Below are 17,233 nucleotides of genomic sequence, written 5' to 3' on the forward strand. Positions count from 1 at the left end.
CCATGTCGCAGAGGATCGTCCACCGTCCCGCCAGGACCTCGGTCCCGCTGCGCGGCTTCCGGCCGTTCGGCATCGACGGGCCGCCCCCCGTGGACGGCGAAGCGCCCGGGCTGAATCTGATGGCGATCGTCCCGATGCTCGGCGGCGCCGTCTCGATGACGGTCATGATGATGTTCCGCAATTCGCCGTTCGCGGCCGTCGGTGCCATGATGATGATCCTGACGGTCGTGATGTCCGTCTTCATGATGTTCAGCCAACGCGGCAAGCAGGCGCGGGCACGCACCCAGGCGCGCGACCTCTACATGCGCTACCTCGAGCGCACCCGCGTGCGGCTCCGCGCCGACGAACAGGAGGCCGTCCGCACGGCGCGGATCGGCAGCCCGCCGCCGCGGGCCCTGTTCGACATCGTGCGGAACCCCCTGCGGCTCTGGGAACGGCGCCGCGGCAACACGGACTTCCTCGATGTCCGCATCGGCACCGGCGAGCGCCCCTGCCGGTCGATCGAGATCACCGACGGCGCGGGATCCACCCAGCAGCTCGATTCGTTCATGGTTGCCGAGGCGGAGATCCTCAAGCGCCGCTACTCCGCGGCGCCGGACATGCCCATCACGGTGCCGCTGGATTCGGCGGGGAACGTCAGCATCGTGGGCTCCCGCGAGTTCGTGGTGGCGCTGGCCCGGAACATCCTGGCCGAGGCGGCCGCGTTCCATTCCCCCGAGGACCTCGGGATCGCCATCGGCACGCCGGAACACCACCGCGACGACTGGGAATGGGCCACCTGGCTTCCACACCTCGCGGACCAGGACCAGAGCGACTCCGCGGGCCTGGTGCGGCGCATGGCCCCGGACATGGGCGCCCTCGCCGCCCTGCTCGCCCCGGACCTGGCGCGGCGCACCAAGCTGGCCGTCGAGGCGCGCAAGACGGACGCCCCGCTGGGGCAGGCCCTCTCCCGTCTGCTCGTGGTCTCAGATGCGCACGGCGGCCAGTCCGCGGAGCTGCCGCTCACGGACCGCTTCGTCGAGCCCGCCCGCCTGGGCCTGACGGTCCTGCACCTGGTCCACGACCGCGGCCAGGAGCCGGGCGAGGTCTCCGTGCGCATCAGCCAGACGCCGGACGGCTTCGAGGTGCATAACTACCGCGACGACCCCGTTCACCCGGAGACCACCACCGGAACCCTGGACGAACTGGACGAGGCGACGGCGTCCGCGCTCGCCCGCGAGCTGGCGCCGCTGCGCCTCTCCCCGGACTCGTTGGAGCACGGTGGCGCCGTGGAGGGCGCCCAGAGCTTCCTCGGGATGCTGGGGCTCTCCCCCCGCCTGGACCGGGACGACATAGAGCGCACGTGGGCACCGCGCGGCGAGGCGGACTTCCTGCGCGTGCCGCTGGGACCCGACGACCGGGGCAAGCCCACCGTGCTGGACCTGAAGGAATCGGCCCAGTTCGGCATGGGACCGCACGGCCTGTGCATCGGGGCCACCGGCTCCGGCAAGTCGGAAATGCTCCGGTCGCTGGTGTTCGGCCTACTCGCCACCCATTCCCCGGACACGCTCGCCATGGTCCTCGTGGACTTCAAGGGCGGCGCGACGTTCGCCCCGTTCGAGGGCGCGCCGCAGGTCACCGGCATCATCACCAACCTCTCCGACGACCTCTCCCTCGTCGAGCGCGTGTACGCGAGCCTCAGCGGGGAGATCCTGCGCAGGCAGGAGGTCCTCAAGGCCGCCGGCAACATCGCCAACATCACCGACTACCAGATCCACCGGACCGAGCGGCTGGCCCGCGGGGAGGCGATGGCCCCCCTGCCGCACCTGGTCATCATCATCGACGAGTTCGGCGAGCTGCTGACGGCGCGTCCGGACTTCATCGACCTCTTCCTTTCCATCGGCCGGATCGGGCGCTCGATCGGCGTCCATCTCCTGCTCAGCAGCCAGCGGGTCGAGGGCGGCAAGCTGCGCGGCCTCGAGACCTACCTGTCCTACCGGATCGGCCTGCGGACCCTGTCGGAGTCGGAGAGTCGAACCGTCCTGGACACCCCCGACGCCTTCCACCTGCCGCCGGTGCCGGGCTACGGGTACCTGAAGGTGGACACCACCGTCTACTCCCGCTTCAAGTCCGGCTACGTCTCCGGCCCGCTGGAGGCGGAGGAGTCCACGGAGGAGCTGCTCTCCGCGGCCACGGAGCCTCCCGCCGTCGTTCCCGTCCCGCGCTACGCGGGCGAGGTTGCGTCCGGGACGGCCACCGGGACCAAGACCCGGACGACGGCGGCCCGGCGCACCACCGGGCCCACCGTCATGTCCACCCTGATGGACACGTTGCGCACCTTCCCCCGCGCCGTCCAGGAAATCTGGCTCCCGCCGCTCCCCTCGGCGGTCTCGCTCGACGCCGCGGTCGGATCCATCCACCCGGGCGAACGCGGGCTGCGGCTCGAACACGGCGGGAACCTGCGCGTGCCGATCGGCCTGCTGGACGACCCTGCCCGGCAGTGGCAGGGTCTCTGGGAGATCGACTTCACCGCGGGCGGCGGGAACCTCGCAATCGTCGGCGGGCCGCAGTCCGGCCGCAGCACGGCGCTGCGCACCCTGGTGGCCTCCCTCGCGCTGACGCACTCCCCCCGCGAGGTCGGCGTCTACTGCATCGACCTGCTGGGCTCGGGTCTGCTCCCCCTCGCGGGTCTGCCGCACGTCGGAGGGACCGCCATCCGCACCAACCGCGAGGTCGTCCGACGCACCGTCGAGGAGGTCATGGGCATGCTCCTGGTGCGCGAGCGCGTCTTCGAGGCGCACCAGATCGACTCGCTGGCCACCATGCGCCGCCTGTGCGCCGCGGGCGGGCTGCCCGAACTCCCCAGCGCCGACGTCTTCCTGGTCATCGACGGCTACGGACAGATCGCCGACGACTTCGAGGAGATCCAGGACAGCGTCAACAACCTCATCATGCGCGGCGGCGGCTACGGCATCCACGTGGTCACCACGCTCAACCGGAACGCGGAGCTGCGCATGGCCCAGCAGGGATTCTTCGGCAACCGCGTGGAAATGGCCCTGACCGATCCCGCCGACTCCGCGATCGACCGCAAGATCGCGGCCGGCGTCAGCTCCGACGCGCCCGGCCGGGGACTGTCCGACCGCAAGCTGATCGGGCATGTGGCGCTTCCGCGGATCGACGGGTCCGCCGACGCGGAGGACATGTCCGGCGGCCTCCGCGACCTCGTGCGGCAGGTCGCCGAGTCCACCCACGCCCGGGCGATGCGCGTGCGGGTGCTGCCCGGCGCCGTCGGCCTCTCCTCCGTTCCCGCACCGCGGTCGCGGGGCGTCTTCCCGTTGGGGCTGCGGGAGGTGGACCTGGAGCCGCACCTGCTGGACACCACGTCCAAGGACCGCCACCTGATCGTGATGGGCGACGAGGAGTGCGGGAAGTCCAACATCCTGCGCAACTACATCCAGACGATGGTCGCCCAGCACACCCCCGAAGAACTCCTCTTCGCCATCTACGACCCCCGCAAGGGGATGGACAACGTGGTGCCGGACGACTACCTCGGCGGCTACGCCGGGAGCGCCGCCGTCGCGGAGCAGCTGTCCGCCGCGCTGGTCAAGGAACTGCAGCTGCGCGCCACCGGCGGAACCGACGGGGAGAAGCCCGGAACCGCCCGCCTGGTGGTGGTCGTCGACGACTACGACGTCCTGACCGCCGGAGGGGGCTCCCCCATGGGACGCATGGCCACGTACCTGCCCATGGCCGCCGAGCTCGACCTGAACGTCATCCTGACGCGCAAGGTGCGCGGAGCCGGCCGCGGCATGTACGAATCGTTCTTCGCCGCGCTGCGGGACTCCGGCTCCGCCACCCTGATCATGAGCGGCGACCGGGCCGAGGGCGGCCTGGTCAACAACGTCCGGGCACGCGCGCTCCCCCCGGGGCGCGGCCAGCTGGTGCAAACGGGAAGGCCGCTGCAGACGGTGCAGACGTTCCTCCATGGATAACCAACCCGCCGGACGCGGTTCCGGGCTGCTGTTCGGCCTCGGTGCCTACGGGATCTGGGGCATCCTGCCGCTCTACTTCATCTCCGTGGGCATCGCGGCCCCGTCGGAAATCGTGGCCAACCGGATCGTGTGGAGCCTGGTGTTCTGCTGCCTGCTGCTTACCGCCACGCGCAACTGGCACCCGCTGCTGGTCCTGCTGCGCGACCGCGGCTCGATGCTGCGGCTGGTCGCCGCCGGGTGCCTGATCGCCGTGAACTGGCTGACCTACACCTACGCCGTGCTCAACGGCCATGCCGTGGAGGCGTCCCTGGGCTACTTCATCAATCCGCTGGTCTCCACCGCGCTCGGGGTGCTGCTGCTGACAGAGAAGCTGAACCGCATCCAGTGGACCGCCATGGGATTCGGGCTACTCGCCGTGCTGGTGCTGACGTTCGCCCACGGCAACGTCCCCGTGATCGCGCTGACGCTCGCGTTCTCCTTCGGCCTGTACGGCTTCGTGAAGAACCGGGTCGGCCGCACCGCGGGAGCCGTCACCACGCTGTCCGTCGAGACCGCCGTGCTGGTACTGCCGGCCGCGGGCTACATGGCCTGGCTGCTGTCCCGGGGCGAGGCGACCCTGCTGTCCTCCGGCCAGACGCACCTCTGGCTGATGGTCTCGGCCGGGATCGTCACGGCCGTGCCGCTGCTGCTCTTCGGTGCGGCCGCCAGCCGGCTCCCGCTGACCATGATCGGCACGCTGCAGTACCTGGCGCCAGTCCTCCAGTTCATCATCGCGCTAACCGTCCTGAACGAGGAGATGCCGCTGGAGCGGTGGATCGGATTCGGTCTGGTCTGGGTGGCGATCGTGCTCCTGACGCTGAACCTCGCGCGTCGTCCGCGCGTGCGCAGCTAGCCCTCCGGGTCAAGCGTTGGCGCGGATGGCCGCCTCGAGGACGTCCAGCGCGTCGTCGAACAACTCGTCTCCGATGACCAGCGGCGGCAGCAGGCGGACCACGTTGGAGTAGGTGCCGCAGGTGAGGATGACGACCCCCTGGGCCAGGCAGTCGGCCGCGATCCGCTTCGTCAGCTCGGCGTCCGGCTCCGTGCCGCCGGCCTTGACGAACTCGATGGCCAGCATCGCGCCGCGGCCGCGCAGGTCGCCGATCGCGGGCAGTTCGGACGCCAGCGGCCGCAGGCGCGCGTAGAACCGCTCTTCGATCTCGCGGGCGCGGGCGTTGAGGTCCTGTTCCGCCATGAAGTCCACGGCCGCCAGGGCCGTGGCGACCGCGACGGGGTTTCCGCCGTACGTCCCGCCGAGTCCGCCCGGGTGGACGGAGTCGAGCAGCTCCGCGCGTCCGACGATCCCGGAGAGCGGCATGCCGCCGGCGATGCCCTTGGCGAGGGTCAGGATGTCGGGAACGACGCCCTCGTGGTCCACGGCGAACCATGCGCCCGTCCGGCAGAATCCGGACTGCACCTCGTCGGCGATGAAAACGATCCCCTGCTCCTTCGCCCACTCGGCGAGGCGCGGCAGGAAGCCCTCGGCGGGGACGATGAAGCCGCCCTCACCCTGGATCGGCTCGATGATGATCGCCGCGATCTGGTCGCCGCCAATCTGCTTCTCCATGCCCAGGATGGCGCGCTCGGCCGCCTCCTTGCCCGAGATGTTCGGGTTCTCCTCGCGGAACGGATAGCTCATCGGCATCCGGTAGATCTCCGGGGCCAGCGGGCCGAATCCACGCTTGTACGGGGCCGCCTTGGCGGTCAGACCCATCGTCAGGTTGGTGCGGCCGTGGTAGGCGTGGTCGAAGGCGACGACGGCGGTGCGCCCGGTGGCGACGCGCGCGACTTTAATCGCGTTCTCCACGGCCTCGGCGCCCGAGTTGAAGAACACGGACTTCTTCGCGTGGCTGCCGGGGGTCAGCTCGGCGAGGCGCTCGGCCAATTCCACGTACCCCTCGTACGGGGTGACCATGAAGCAGGTGTGGGTGAAGCGGGCGGCCTGCTCGGCGACCGCGGCGGCGACCTTCTGGTTTCCGGCGCCCACCGTAGTGACCGCGATTCCGGACCCGAGGTCCACCAGCGAGTTGCCGTCGACGTCGACGATCACCCCGCCGTCGGCGTCGGCCGCGTACACGGGGACCGCGGAGGCGACGCCCGCCGCGACCACGGCCGCGCGGCGCTCGGACAGCGACCGGGATTTAGGGCCGGGGAACGGCCCGGTGATGCTGCGCCTCTGCTCGAGCCGGTACTGGATGTCCACGGGGTTCCTTTCGCGCCGAATATGTCTTCCGCCGAGACTATGTGCGCGCCGTGCGCGACGCCACGGCCCCCGGCACAGAAAAGGCCGCGGGCGGCTGTGCAAATGCATAACGCACTGGCACGGCCGCCCGCGGGCCCGATCGCTCCGCCGGACTAGTGGTCCGGTGCAACCTCCACGGGCAGGTCCTCCTCGGCCTCGGGCCTCCGCGACAGGTTGACCAGCGCCAGCGCCAGCCCGCCCCACACGGTGAGGATGGCGATGATCATCATCGTGATGGCAATTCCGGTCATCGGGTTGCCTCCTTGTTCTCGGCGGCCGAGATGGCCGCGTATTCGGGATCGTTGTGGAGCTTGGAGTTCCGGCTCCACGGAATCAGCGTGAGCAGGACCGCCGCGACGATCAGCCCCACGGACATGCCCCACCCGAAGACGTTCAGGAACCATGCCGGGTAGCCCTCGTAGGGCGTCGTGATCTTCGCGATGAGTTCGCTGACCAGCATGTACGTCAGCGCGAGCGGGGCCACCACGGCCACCACCGCCATCCACCCCCTGCGCATCTTCACGCTCGAGAACCTGTTCAGGTGCTCGGAGAGCACCGGAAGCTTGCGGAAGACCCACGCGACAACGATGACCGCGACCAGCGCGCCCGCCAGGATGCCGAAGCTGTTCACGAACGCGTCGGAGACGTCGAGCAGGTACAGGCCCGTCGCCGTCGGGAAGAGTGCGATCGAAATGGCCGCCATGGGAACCGTGACGGCGAGGCTCGCCTTGGCGCGGGCCCAGCCGAGCTTGTCCTGGACGGCGGCGACGATGACCTCGAGAATCGAGATCAGCGACGTCAGGCCGGCGAAGACCAGTGCCCCGAAGAACAGCACGCCCAGCACCGCGCCGAACGGGGCCTGCGAGACGATGGTGGGGAACGCGATGAAGGCCAGACCGATGCCGGCCCCGGCCACCTCGTCGACCCCCGTGCCGGCGGCCTGGGCCATGAAACCCAACGCGGCGAAGACGCCGATGCCGGCGAGGATCTCGAATCCGGAGTTGGCGAAGGCCACCACGAAGCCGGACCCGGTGAGGTCCGACTTGCGCTTGAGGTAGGACGAGTACGTCACCATGATGCCGAACGCGACGGACAGCGAGAAGAAGATGTGTCCGTACGCGGCGGCCCAGACGGCGGGATTGGCCAGGGCCTCCCAGTTCGGGGTGAAGAACGCGTTCAGTCCCTCCGCGGCGCCGGGGAGGAAGAGCGAGCTGATGACCAGGGTCAGGAACATGACCACCAGCAGCGGCAGGAAGATGCCGTTCGCCTTCGAAATGCCCTTGCGGACGCCGCGGACCATGATCCAGATGACGACGGCCCACACCGCAAGCAGCGGCAGCAGGACCGCGGGCACGAAGTCGAACCCGAGCGCCGGGACCTCCGCCACCTGGAGGAATTCACCGAACAGGAAGGCCTCGGCGTCGTCGCCCCAGGCCTGCGTCACGGAGAAGAAGGTGTACATGGCGGCCCACGCGATGATCACCGCGTAGTAGACGGCGATGACAAAGCAGACGAGAACCTGCCACCAGCCGAGGACCTCCGCGCCGCGGTGCAGGCGCCGGTAGGCCAGCGGCGCCGAGCCGCGGAACTTGTGGCCCACGGCGTAGTCGAGGAACAACAGCGGAATGCCGGCCGTCAGCAGCGCGGCGAGATACGGAATGAGGAACGCTCCCCCTCCGTTTTCATAGGCGACGTACGGGAAGCGCCAAATGTTTCCCAGGCCGACGGCGGACCCGATCGCCGAGAGGATGAAGAGCCGGCGCGTGGAGAAGGTTTCCCTCGCGGCGGCGGTGGCAGGGGCGTTACCCGGGCCACCTTTTGATGGAGAGTTCATGGTGACTAGGGTAGACGCGTCATCAACGCGTCACAATGAGAACCGCCGTCGTCATGGCGACCTCTTGTTGCGTGGAATATGAGTCCGATGCACAAGGCCGCCTACGATTGCCCCATGGCGATCACACTGGCCGGGCTGCTGGCCTCGCCCGAACTTGGCCTGCGGCCGCTCAACGGCCCGGGGGATCTCGCGGACGTGCCCATCAAATGGGCCGCCGTGACCGAGCTTCAGGATCCCTCACCCTTCCTTGGCGGTGGCGAGGTCCTGCTCACCACCGGGCTGCGGCAGAAGACCTCCGCCGCCCAGTCCGCGTTCGTGGACCGGGCGGTCGACGCCGGCGCGCTGGCCCTGGGATTCGGTACCGGGCTGACGCACGCCAAGGTTCCCGCCGCCGTCGTGCTCCGAGCGGCCGAGGTCGGGCTGCCGGTGTTCGAGGTCCCCTACGCCACCCCGTTCGTGGCCATCACGCGCATGATTGCCGAGGCCATCTCCGCGGACCACCTCGGGCGGATGCAGCGCCTGCTGCGCGGCCACCAGCAGTTGGCCGCCGCGTTGCTCGGTGGCGGCGGGCTGGAGGACCTCCTGCGCGAGCTCGAGCGCCTGGTCGGAACCACGGTGGCGCTGGACCACTACGGTGCGCGCGTCCACGGTCCGTCCACCGGGACGGCCGACTGGCACGAGGCCCCGATCGCGACCGGGCTCAAGGACCGCTGCACCCTGTACGTCGCCGAGCCGTTCGCCCGCGACGGGCTGGTGGACTACGCGCGGGCCTTGATCGGCGTCGAGCTGGCCGGACAGGCACGCCTGCGCGAATCCCGGCGCACGGTCGCCGGGCAGGTCCTTGGCGACCTCGCCCACGGGAACATCGAGGGACAGGACGCCGCCCTGCGGCTTCAGGCCGTCGGCATCGCGGCGACCGGCCAGAACTGCGTCCTGCTGGCCGAGGCCGCGGAGGGCGTCCGGCGCCGCCTGCGCACCCTGCCGCTCCCGCCGCCCCTTGGCCACACCGTCGGCGCGCTCCTGGACGGCCGCCTCGCCGTCGTGCTCCAAGCCGACGACGGCGCCGCCGCCGCGTCCGCGCTGGCCGACTACCTCGAGGGCGCGGGGATCGAGGCGCGCGTCGCCTACGGGGGCGCATACGCCCAGGCATCGGGCCTGCGCTGGAGCTACTTCGAGGCGATCGGGGCCCTGCGCCACGGCGGACGCGTCAACCCCCCGTCCCGGCTGTCCCTGACGTCGCTGCTGCTGGCAGCCCGCGACGTCCCCCTGGAGGCGCTTGCCGGCGAGGCGTTGGAACCCCTGGAGCGGTTCGACGCCGCCCACGGGGCGGGGTTGTTGGCCACCTTGCGCTCGTTCCTGGACCTCAACGGGAGCGTCGGGGCCACCGCGGACGAGCTCGGACTCCACCGGAACACCGTGCGGTACCGCCTGCAGCAGATCACCGAGCTCAGCGGCTACGACCCCTCGACCACCGCGGACCGCGTCCAACTCTGGCTGGCACTCTCCGCGAAGGACGTCCACTGATGGGCGGCTTTTTGGCATCCGTGGATCCGCTGGCCCTGGCGCTGTGGCTGGACCTGATCGGGATCTTCGCCTTCGCGGTGTCCGGGGCGCTGCTGGCCGCCCGCAAGGGTTTCGACATCGTCGGCTCCCTGGCGCTGGCGCACGTGACCGGCCTGGGCGGGGGAATCGTGCGGGACCTGATCATCGGGCAGGGCGTTCCGACGTCGTTCACCTCCGTGGTGTACCTGGTGCCACCCGTGCTGGCGACCATCGCGGTGTACCTGGTCTCCTCGCGCCTGCACCGCTTGAACCGCTGGATCCTGCACTTCGACGCCGCCGGGCTGGCCCTGTTCTGCATCGCGGGGACGGAAAAGGCGCTCGGTGCGGGGCTCTCCCCCGTGGTCGCCGCGCTGCTCGGCGTGGCCACGGCCTGCGGCGGCGGGCTCCTGCGGGACATCGCCGCCAACGACGTGCCGCAGCTGTTCAACCACCGCGACATCTACGCCCTGCCGGCCATGCTGGGCGCCGGGCTGACCGCGCTCGCGTGGTCGCTGGGAGTGTTCAACCTCGGCGTGGGGACGGGCATCGCGATCGTCGTGTTCACGTTCCGGGAGCTGGCCCTGCGCTACAGGTGGCGCGCGCCACTTGCCGTGCGGGGGTGGACGCGCCCGACGCGCTCCGGAGACCGATAGGATTCAGGCATGGCTGAGATGTTCGTTGAGAAGTTCCGTTCCCTGGTCCCGCAGTACCTCGACGACGTCTGGGTGCCCGAGGACGGGTTGACCGGAAGCGAGCTCGACGACGCCCTGGACGACGCCGGCGTCGAGATCCCCCAGGCGCTGCGCGAGTTCTACCTGGCCCTGGGCGGCTGCGAGGACCTGATGGAGGCGTACTACTTCGTCTGGGATCCCGAGGAGCTGGAAGTCGAGGACGGCTACCTCCTGTTCATGGAGGACGAGGAGGAGGAGTACGTCTGGGGCATCCGCGAGGACCACCTGGACATCCCGGATCCGATCGTGCACCGCCGCCACAACGTCCGAGGCACCTGGAAAAGCGAAGAGGGCACGTTCAGCGAGTACATGCTGGACATGTACTCGTGGGTCTTCGACGAGCTCGAACCCGAGCTGGAGAACTAGCACGGTGTCCGCCGCGGGGACCTGGGCAAGCCACGCTCCCGCGGACTACGCGTGCCCGTTCTGCGAGCTGCTCTCCGGCGGCCCGTACTCGGAGTCCAACCTGTGCGCGCCAACGGACCTGGTCTACCGGGACGAACGCGTGGCGGTGATCATGGCCTGCGACGGATTCGGCCACCACGGCGGCCACGCGATGGTCATCCCGGTGCCTCACCTGGAGACCCTGTACGAACTGGACGATTCCATCGCGACCGCCGTCATGCTGGCCAGCCGGCGGGTGGCCGTCGCGATGAAACTGGCCTGGTCCCCCGACGGAACGTCCACGCGCCAGCACAACGAACCCGCGGGAAACCAACATGTGTGGCACTACCACCAACACGTGTTTCCGCGCTACCACGGCGACGACCTCTACCGGCAGCTCCGGCACCGGGTGTCCGTCGGGGACCGGGCCCGCAAGGCCGTCGAACTCCGGGCGGCCCTGGACCGCGTCCCGTAGGCCCCGGCGCCCGCCGCCGCTTCCGAACCCCGTACCGCCGTGAGCAACTTTGCCGCCGCTGGTTCACATCAGGCCTAGTCGGTCTCATCCTGCCTCGCCAATCCTGCTCAGGGACGTCCAAAACCGTTCACGCTGGTACGCGGGCCGTCCGGCGGACCAGCGCGACGACGTCGGCCACCACGCGGTCCGGCTCCCCCATCACGTCCTCGTAGGTGAACCGCAGGGTTGGCAGGGAGCGCAGCGTCGCCGCATTCCCTCGCCGCCGATCCGCCACGAACGCCCGCCGGTCGCCGTGGAACGCGAACCCATCGAGCTCAACCACGACCCGCTCCTCCACCAGCAGGTCCACCCGGCCGACGCCGTCGATCTCCACCTGCGCCCGCACGGACAGCCCGACGGCGACGAACAGCTCGCGTGCGATGAGCTCCAATATGGACTCGGCGCCGGTACCGATCCGGCCGACGACGGTCCGCGCGGCGCCGTTGCGGTTTCCCGGCAAAGCCGCCAACAGGTCCGCCACGCTCACGCGCCGCTGTACCACGGCGGACTCGGCGACGACGAGTGCCTCCAGCCCGGGCCGGCAGCGCAGGGTGTGCACCACGGCGTCGAGCACCGAGACGGTCGAACCAGCCAACGGCTTCCCGCGGAGTGTTCCCCGGTGTCCGACGGCGGCCGCCGGGAAACGTCCGTGCGCGGACCACAGGTGGGGTTCGGCGGGCGACTGCAGCGTCCACAGCTCGATCCCCTCGGCGGCCGACACGCACGTGGTGAGGCACCCGGCCGCCACGTTGGCGCGGTGGTCGGCATCGGCGTCGGGCAGTGTGAGGACTCCTCGTGCGGCACGCAGGACGCTGCCGGAATCCAGCGCGCGCCCCACGGCCCGGCGGCTGTGTCCCGCGGCAAGGAGCTGACCGGTCCGGGCGGTGCCGCCCATTCGGACGAGGTAGCCGGCGACGTCGGAGCGCGAAGTGTCCATGCACACCAGAATCGGGCCCCGGGACCGGCATCGGGATGCGCGCGGGGCCATTGTGGATAACCTTGTGGGCCATCGTGAGCGGTTTTGCGCGGAGGCCCGCGCAAACGCACTAGTCAGCGGGCACGGATTGGTCCAAACCCGCTCAGGAAGGTCCAAAGACGCTCACGGGCGCACCCGGCTAAAGCTTCCGGACCGGAGCGGCTGGGGCGGTTGGGGGTTCCGGGGCGCCAGTCGTCGTGGGGGCCTAAAGCTCGCGCGTCACCACGGCGTCGGCGAACGCCGCGAGCGACGTCTTGACCGGTCCGTCTGGAAGCGGATCCAGCGCGTTCCGCGCTTCGTCGGCCCACTGCCGGGCCACCGCCCACGCGCGGTTCGTCGCCGGATGCGCGGCCAACGCGGAGACGGCCGCTGCCAGCGCCTCGTCCGATTCGAGGTTTCCGTCCACGAGCTCCAACACGCCGGCGGCCGCGGCGTCCCCGGCGGCGGCGTCCTGGCGCAGGAGCAACACGGGAAGGGTCGGCACGCCTTCACGGAGGTCGGTTCCGGGCGTCTTGCCGGAACGCACCTGAGCGCCGGTCACATCGATCACGTCGTCGGCCAGCTGGAAGGCCACCCCGACCTTCTCGCCGTAGTCGCGCAAGACCGGGCTCCACTGCTCTGCCCCGCCGAACAGCACTCCGAACACGCCCGCGGTCGCCAGCAGGGAGGCGGTCTTGTCGGCCAGGACCTGGAGGTGGTGCTCGACGGCGTCCTCGCCCTCGCGCGGCCCGACCGACTCGTGCAGCTGGCCCAGGCACAGGCGCTCGAACGTGCGGGCTTGGATGTTGACGGCGTCCGGTCCCAGTTCGGCGCCGATGACGGACGCGCGCGCGAAGATGAGGTCCCCGGTCAGGATCGCCACGGAGTTGCCCCAGACCTCGTGGGCGGTGGGCGCGCCGCGGCGGTAGGGCGCGGAGTCCATCACGTCGTCGTGGTAGAGCGTCGCGAGGTGCGTGAGTTCGACGACGGCGGCGGCCTTGACGACGTCGGCGGACACGCCCTCACCCAGTAGCGAAGCGAGGATCACGAGCAGCGGACGGATGCGCTTGCCCCCGGCCTCGACGAGGTGGCGGCTGGTCTCGTCGATCAGCGGATCGGAGTTCGCGACGGCTCCGCGCAGCAGCTTCTCCACGCGGGCCATGCCCTGGGAGATGGCCGGGCCGAACTCCGGGTCCTCCGCGACGGCCCGGAAGCCCGGGGGCAGGCTGATGCCGGCGGCCAACGCGGAGGTTTCCGGATGCAGGTCCACGTCGTCGGGAACGCCGTGTCCGGCGGTGGTCCAGTTGGTCTGGGAATCAGTCAAGGTTCTAAGACTTACTTTTCGTCGGTGCTAGGTGGCCACCGTCGGCCGCGCGCGGCGGCCGCTGGTTGCTGGTGGGGGGAGCCAGCCTCTCCAGTACATGGATCACTCTATCCTCAAACGACTTGCCGCCCTCCTCGGTGAGATTGGCCAGCAGGCGCACCACCATGCGCATCAACGCGGGCGTGCCCATGCCGGCCCGCAGCGCCAGCCGCATCACCACGGGGTTTCCGATCAGCTTGGCGAACATGGCACCGAGCGTGAAGTGGCTACCCCACTTTCCCCGCACGACGTCGGCGTATGACGCGTAGACGGCCTCACGCGCCGCCCGCGTGGTTCCGCGCGCGCCCGACTCGGCGTCGATGATCAGCTCTGCCGCGTAGCGCGCGGACTCCATGGCGTAGCTGATCCCCTCGCCGTTGAATGGCGAGACCATCCCGGCGGCGTCGCCGAGCAGCAACAGCCCCGGCGAGTAGTGCGGCGTCCGGTTGAACCCCATCGGCAGGGCCGCGCCGCGGATCGCGCCGACCTGGTTGGCCTCGGTGAATCCCCACTCCGCGGGCATGCCGGCGGTCCAGTCCCGCAGCACCTGCCGGTAGTCCAGCTTGCCGAACTGCTTCGACGAATTGAGGATCCCGAGCCCCACGTTGGACGTCCCGTCCCCGACCCCGAACACCCAGCCGTAGCCGGGCAGCGGTCGCCCGGAGCCGTCCGGGAGCTCAAGCCAGCCCTCCATCCACTCGTCGGTGTGCCGCGGGGAGGTGAAGTACGTGCGGTAGGCGACGCCGAGCGGGCGGTCGTCGCGCTTCTCGTAGCCCAGGCTGAGCGCCGTGCGGGTCGAGTTACCGTCGGCGGCCAGCACGACGTCCGCGGTGAAGTCCCGGGTCTGCCCCGTTTTGCGGCCGTCGCCGTCCAGGACGTTGGCGCGGGCGCCGACGACGCGTCCGGTCGCGTCGCGGATCGCCGTCGTCACGGAATGCCCCTCGTGGAGCCGTGCGCCGGCGGCCTCGGCGTGGCGGGCAAGGGCCTCGTCGAAGCCGAGCCGCGTGCGGATCAGCCCGTAGTCCGGGAAGTCCCCGAGTTCCGGCCACGGCAGTTCGATCGACCGTCCGCCGGAGACGAGCCGCAGGCCCTTGTTCCGCCGCCAGCCGTCGGCCGGGTCGTGCGGGAGCCCGAGCAGCCGCATCTCCCGGACGGCGCGCGGGGTGAGTCCGTCCCCGCAGACCTTCTCGCGCGGGAAGGCCGTCTTCTCGAGGACGGTCACCTCGATTCCGGCGCGCGCGAGGTGCGTCGCCGCCGTCGCACCCGCCGGTCCGGCGCCGACAATCAGTACAGACACGTGGGGGATCCCGCCACCTAGAGGACGCGCCGGGAGGCGTGCCGGCGCAGGTACGCGGAGGCCTTGTCGGCGCGTTCGGGGTCGATGTCCGCCTCCGCCCCGCCGCCAGCGCCGGGCTTCACGGCGCGGTGGACGGCCACGATCCCGCCGGAGAGGTTGCGGTAGTGGCAGTCCTCCCAGCCGGCCTCGGCGATCCAGGCGGCCAGCCCGTCCTGGTTGGGCCACGCGCGGATCGATTCGGCGAGGTACACGTACGCCGTCGGGTTGGAGGCCACCTTGGTCGCGATGGTCGGCAGCGCCCGCATCAGGTACTCCGTGTAGACCGTGCGCCACGGCGCGAACGTGGGGTGCGAGAACTCGGCGACCACCAGCTTCCCGCCGGGCTTGGTCACGCGCAGCATCTCGGAGAGCGCCTTCTTCGGGTCCGTGACGTTGCGCAGCCCGAAGCTGATGGTCGTCGCGTCGAAGGAGTCGTCCCCGAACGGGAGGTTGGTGGCGTCGCCGGCGACGAAATCGATGTCCGGCCGCCGGCGCTTGCCCACGCGCAGCATGCCCAGCGAGAAATCGCACGCCACCACGTTGATGCCGGCGTCCGCGTACGGCTCGGAGGACGTCCCGGTGCCGGCCGCGAGGTCGAGGACCGCTTGCCCCGGCTCGGCGCCGACCGCGTCGACGACGATGCGCCTCCAACGGCGGGTCTGCCCCACGGAGAGGATGTCGTTCACGACGTCGTACCGCGGCGCGACGTCGTCGAACATGGCTTGGACTTCTTCGGGACGCTTCTCCAGCGATGCACGGCTCACCAGCCCATTGTCGCAAAGTTCGGCCGCGGTGGGAAAAACCGTCCGGCGGCGCGTTCGGAGTAGGCTGGGGGCACCATGACGATCGATTTTCCGGGCTTCCCCGCGCCGTCTTCGGACGCCTCCGCGGGCACCTCCGCCGCCCCGGCGCTGCGCACCCTCACCTTCGCCCGCCCCCCGATGAGCGAACACGGACTGTTGGACTACGTCGTGCGCGACGATTCCGTGGTGTGGGGCCGGCGCGGCAACGGCATGGTCGGCTTCGGGGAGGCCGCCCGCTTCGAATCGACCGGGCCGGAGCGGTTCGCCGAGGCGCGCGCCTGGTGGGGCGCGGCGGTCGCGGCGGCGCGGACGACGAACGACGTCGGCCTGCCCGGCACGGGGCCCGTCGCCTTCGCCTCCTTCTCCTTCTCCTTCACCAGCGCGCGGTCCTCGCGCATGGTCGTCCCCGAGATCGTCGTCGGCCGGCACGACGACGCCAGTTGGCTCACCTACACGACCGCGGATCCGCACGCGGAACTGAGCATCCAGGCGGCCGAGGAGCGCCTCGCGCTGCTGCTGGACGACGTTTCCGAGGAACACGAGCTCTATCCGGGCGACGACCGGCTCGTGGCCGGGGCGGTCTCCGAGGACGACTACCGCGAACGCGTGGCCGCCGGCGTGCGGGCGATCAACGACGGGCGGCTCACCAAGCTGGTGCTCGCACGCGACGCGGTCGCGGAGCTGGGCGCGCCGATCGCCGTGGCGCAGGTGCTGCGCGAACTCGCGCTGCGCTACGCGGACTGCTGGACGTACTCAATGGACGGCCTGATCGGGTCGACGCCGGAGATGCTGATCCAGGTCGAGGGCACCCGGGCGCGCGCCCGGGTCCTGGCCGGGACGCTGGACCGCGCGGCGGCGCCGGCCGGAGACGCCGACTACGCCCACCGCCTGCTCTCCGGCGACGAGAAGCAGCGGCACGAGCACGGCCTCGCCATCGATTCCCTCACCGTGCAGCTGGGGCCGCTGGTCACGGGGATGGACGCGCCGGACGAGCCGTTCGTCCTGGAGCTGCCGAACGTCTGGCATCTGGCCTCCGACGTCGAGGCGCAACTGCGCGTCGACGGCGGCGCGACGCCGAGCGCGCTGGACCTTGCGGAGGTGCTGCATCCGACGGCGGCCGTGTGCGGCACGCCCACGAAGGCCGCCGGGGCGCTGATCCGGGAACTCGAGGGCATGGACCGCGGTCCGTACGCCGGCCCCGTGGGCTGGGTGGACGCGGCCGGAAACGGCGAGTTCGGCATCGCGCTGCGCGGCGGCGTCGTCGAATCGCCCACACGCGTTCGCCTCTACGCGGGTTGCGGGATCGTCGGCGCGTCCGACCCCGAGGCCGAGCTCGCCGAGTCCTGGGCCAAGATGCGGCCCATGCGCGAGGCGTTGAACCTCTAGCCGCTCATGGCGGGCCGTGAAGCGCTTGTTTACTTGGGATCTACTCCTGTAGCCTGTGACGAACATCTCAAGCCACTGCGGCCCAACGGCTACAATTGCCCTGCTAACCAGCGACTCCGTACCGTTCTCACGA

14 protein-coding genes are annotated in these 17,233 nt (G+C 70.5%); 7 read left to right on the plus strand and 7 right to left on the minus strand.

What is annotated here, in order from left to right; genetic code table 11:
• Nucleotides 1-2 precede the first annotated feature (2 nt).
• Both eccCa and rarD read left to right on the plus strand, forming a co-directional pair.
• Entirely contained in the window at nt 3-3,971 is a 3,969-nt protein-coding gene (gene eccCa / locus AC0QSG_RS08015; protein WP_475377216.1) for a type VII secretion protein EccCa, read from the plus strand.
• Complete coding sequence (gene rarD, locus AC0QSG_RS08020; protein ID WP_475377217.1) at nt 3,964-4,863, plus strand: EamA family transporter RarD; 900 nt, start codon at nt 3,964-3,966, stop codon at nt 4,861-4,863. Before eccCa ends, rarD begins: the two co-directional genes overlap by 8 nt.
• Nucleotides 4,864-4,872: 9 nt before the next feature.
• On the opposite strand, the gene gabT is transcribed toward rarD, so the two are convergent.
• The 3 genes from gabT to AC0QSG_RS08035 all read right to left on the minus strand — a co-directional run bounded on the left by gabT (nt 4,873) and on the right by AC0QSG_RS08035 (nt 8,086).
• On the minus strand, nt 4,873-6,213 hold the full coding sequence (gene gabT / locus AC0QSG_RS08025; protein ID WP_475377218.1) for a 4-aminobutyrate--2-oxoglutarate transaminase: 1,341 nt from the start codon (nt 6,211-6,213) through the stop codon (nt 4,873-4,875).
• A 152-nt stretch (nt 6,214-6,365) separates the two neighbouring features.
• Nucleotides 6,366-6,503 carry a methionine/alanine import family NSS transporter small subunit gene (locus tag AC0QSG_RS08030; RefSeq protein WP_475377219.1) on the minus strand — a complete coding sequence of 46 codons (138 nt, stop codon included), beginning with the start codon at nt 6,501-6,503 and terminating at the stop codon, nt 6,366-6,368.
• Nucleotides 6,500-8,086, minus strand: a complete 1,587-nt coding sequence (locus AC0QSG_RS08035) for a sodium-dependent transporter (RefSeq protein WP_475377220.1) — start codon at nt 8,084-8,086, stop codon at nt 6,500-6,502. The genes AC0QSG_RS08030 and AC0QSG_RS08035 overlap by 4 nt, the downstream gene beginning before the upstream one ends.
• 114 nt (nt 8,087-8,200) lie before the next feature.
• On the opposite strand from AC0QSG_RS08035, the gene AC0QSG_RS08040 reads away from it, so the two are divergent.
• The 4 genes from AC0QSG_RS08040 to AC0QSG_RS08055 are packed head-to-tail and all read left to right on the plus strand — an operon-like array spanning nt 8,201 to nt 11,218.
• Complete coding sequence (locus tag AC0QSG_RS08040) at nt 8,201-9,610, plus strand: PucR family transcriptional regulator (RefSeq protein WP_475377221.1); 1,410 nt, start codon at nt 8,201-8,203, stop codon at nt 9,608-9,610.
• Nucleotides 9,610-10,281, plus strand: a complete 672-nt coding sequence (locus AC0QSG_RS08045) for a trimeric intracellular cation channel family protein (protein ID WP_435728981.1) — start codon at nt 9,610-9,612, stop codon at nt 10,279-10,281. The genes AC0QSG_RS08040 and AC0QSG_RS08045 overlap by 1 nt, the downstream gene beginning before the upstream one ends.
• A gap of 9 nt (nt 10,282-10,290) precedes the next feature.
• Nucleotides 10,291-10,725, plus strand: a complete 435-nt coding sequence (locus AC0QSG_RS08050) for an SMI1/KNR4 family protein (RefSeq protein WP_435728980.1) — start codon at nt 10,291-10,293, stop codon at nt 10,723-10,725.
• A gap of 4 nt (nt 10,726-10,729) precedes the next feature.
• Nucleotides 10,730-11,218, plus strand: a complete 489-nt coding sequence (locus AC0QSG_RS08055) for an HIT family protein (RefSeq protein WP_475377222.1) — start codon at nt 10,730-10,732, stop codon at nt 11,216-11,218.
• Nucleotides 11,219-11,345: 127 nt separating this feature from the next.
• Here AC0QSG_RS08055 and AC0QSG_RS08060 read toward each other — a convergent pair whose 3' ends face one another.
• The 4 genes from AC0QSG_RS08060 to AC0QSG_RS08075 all read right to left on the minus strand — a co-directional run bounded on the left by AC0QSG_RS08060 (nt 11,346) and on the right by AC0QSG_RS08075 (nt 15,675).
• A complete protein-coding gene (locus AC0QSG_RS08060) occupies nt 11,346-12,194 on the minus strand; it encodes a DUF559 domain-containing protein (RefSeq protein WP_475377223.1) in 849 nt (282 codons plus the stop codon).
• A 244-nt stretch (nt 12,195-12,438) separates the two neighbouring features.
• Nucleotides 12,439-13,536, minus strand: coding sequence for a polyprenyl synthetase family protein (locus AC0QSG_RS08065; RefSeq protein ID WP_435728977.1), 1,098 nt, complete (start codon nt 13,534-13,536; stop codon nt 12,439-12,441).
• Between the two features lie 4 nt (nt 13,537-13,540).
• A complete protein-coding gene (locus AC0QSG_RS08070) occupies nt 13,541-14,872 on the minus strand; it encodes a geranylgeranyl reductase family protein (protein ID WP_475377224.1) in 1,332 nt (443 codons plus the stop codon).
• Between the two features lie 17 nt (nt 14,873-14,889).
• Nucleotides 14,890-15,675, minus strand: a complete 786-nt coding sequence (locus AC0QSG_RS08075) for a demethylmenaquinone methyltransferase (RefSeq protein WP_475377225.1) — start codon at nt 15,673-15,675, stop codon at nt 14,890-14,892.
• Nucleotides 15,676-15,852: 177 nt separating this feature from the next.
• Between AC0QSG_RS08075 and AC0QSG_RS08080 the strand changes: the two genes are divergently transcribed.
• Nucleotides 15,853-17,100 carry an isochorismate synthase gene (locus AC0QSG_RS08080; RefSeq protein WP_475377292.1) on the plus strand — a complete coding sequence of 416 codons (1,248 nt, stop codon included), beginning with the start codon at nt 15,853-15,855 and terminating at the stop codon, nt 17,098-17,100.
• Nucleotides 17,101-17,233 lie beyond the last annotated feature (133 nt).

The sequence above is a fragment of the Arthrobacter sp. LT660 genome (assembly GCF_056172845.1).

Excerpts from the sequence above, each read along its gene's own strand:
- eccCa (WP_475377216.1), top strand. The coding sequence starts at position 3 with ATGTCGCAGAGGATCGTCCACCGTCCCGCCAGGACCTCGGTCCCGCTG.
- rarD (WP_475377217.1), top strand. The coding sequence starts at position 3,964 with ATGGATAACCAACCCGCCGGACGCGGTTCCGGGCTGCTGTTCGGCCTC.
- AC0QSG_RS08030 (WP_475377219.1), bottom strand. The coding sequence starts at position 6,503 with ATGACCGGAATTGCCATCACGATGATGATCATCGCCATCCTCACCGTG.
- AC0QSG_RS08035 (WP_475377220.1), bottom strand. The coding sequence starts at position 8,086 with ATGAACTCTCCATCAAAAGGTGGCCCGGGTAACGCCCCTGCCACCGCC.
- AC0QSG_RS08040 (WP_475377221.1), top strand. The coding sequence starts at position 8,201 with ATGGCGATCACACTGGCCGGGCTGCTGGCCTCGCCCGAACTTGGCCTG.
- AC0QSG_RS08045 (WP_435728981.1), top strand. The coding sequence starts at position 9,610 with ATGGGCGGCTTTTTGGCATCCGTGGATCCGCTGGCCCTGGCGCTGTGG.
- AC0QSG_RS08050 (WP_435728980.1), top strand. The coding sequence starts at position 10,291 with ATGGCTGAGATGTTCGTTGAGAAGTTCCGTTCCCTGGTCCCGCAGTAC.
- AC0QSG_RS08060 (WP_475377223.1), bottom strand. The coding sequence starts at position 12,194 with ATGGACACTTCGCGCTCCGACGTCGCCGGCTACCTCGTCCGAATGGGC.
- AC0QSG_RS08080 (WP_475377292.1), top strand. The coding sequence starts at position 15,853 with ATGAGCGAACACGGACTGTTGGACTACGTCGTGCGCGACGATTCCGTG.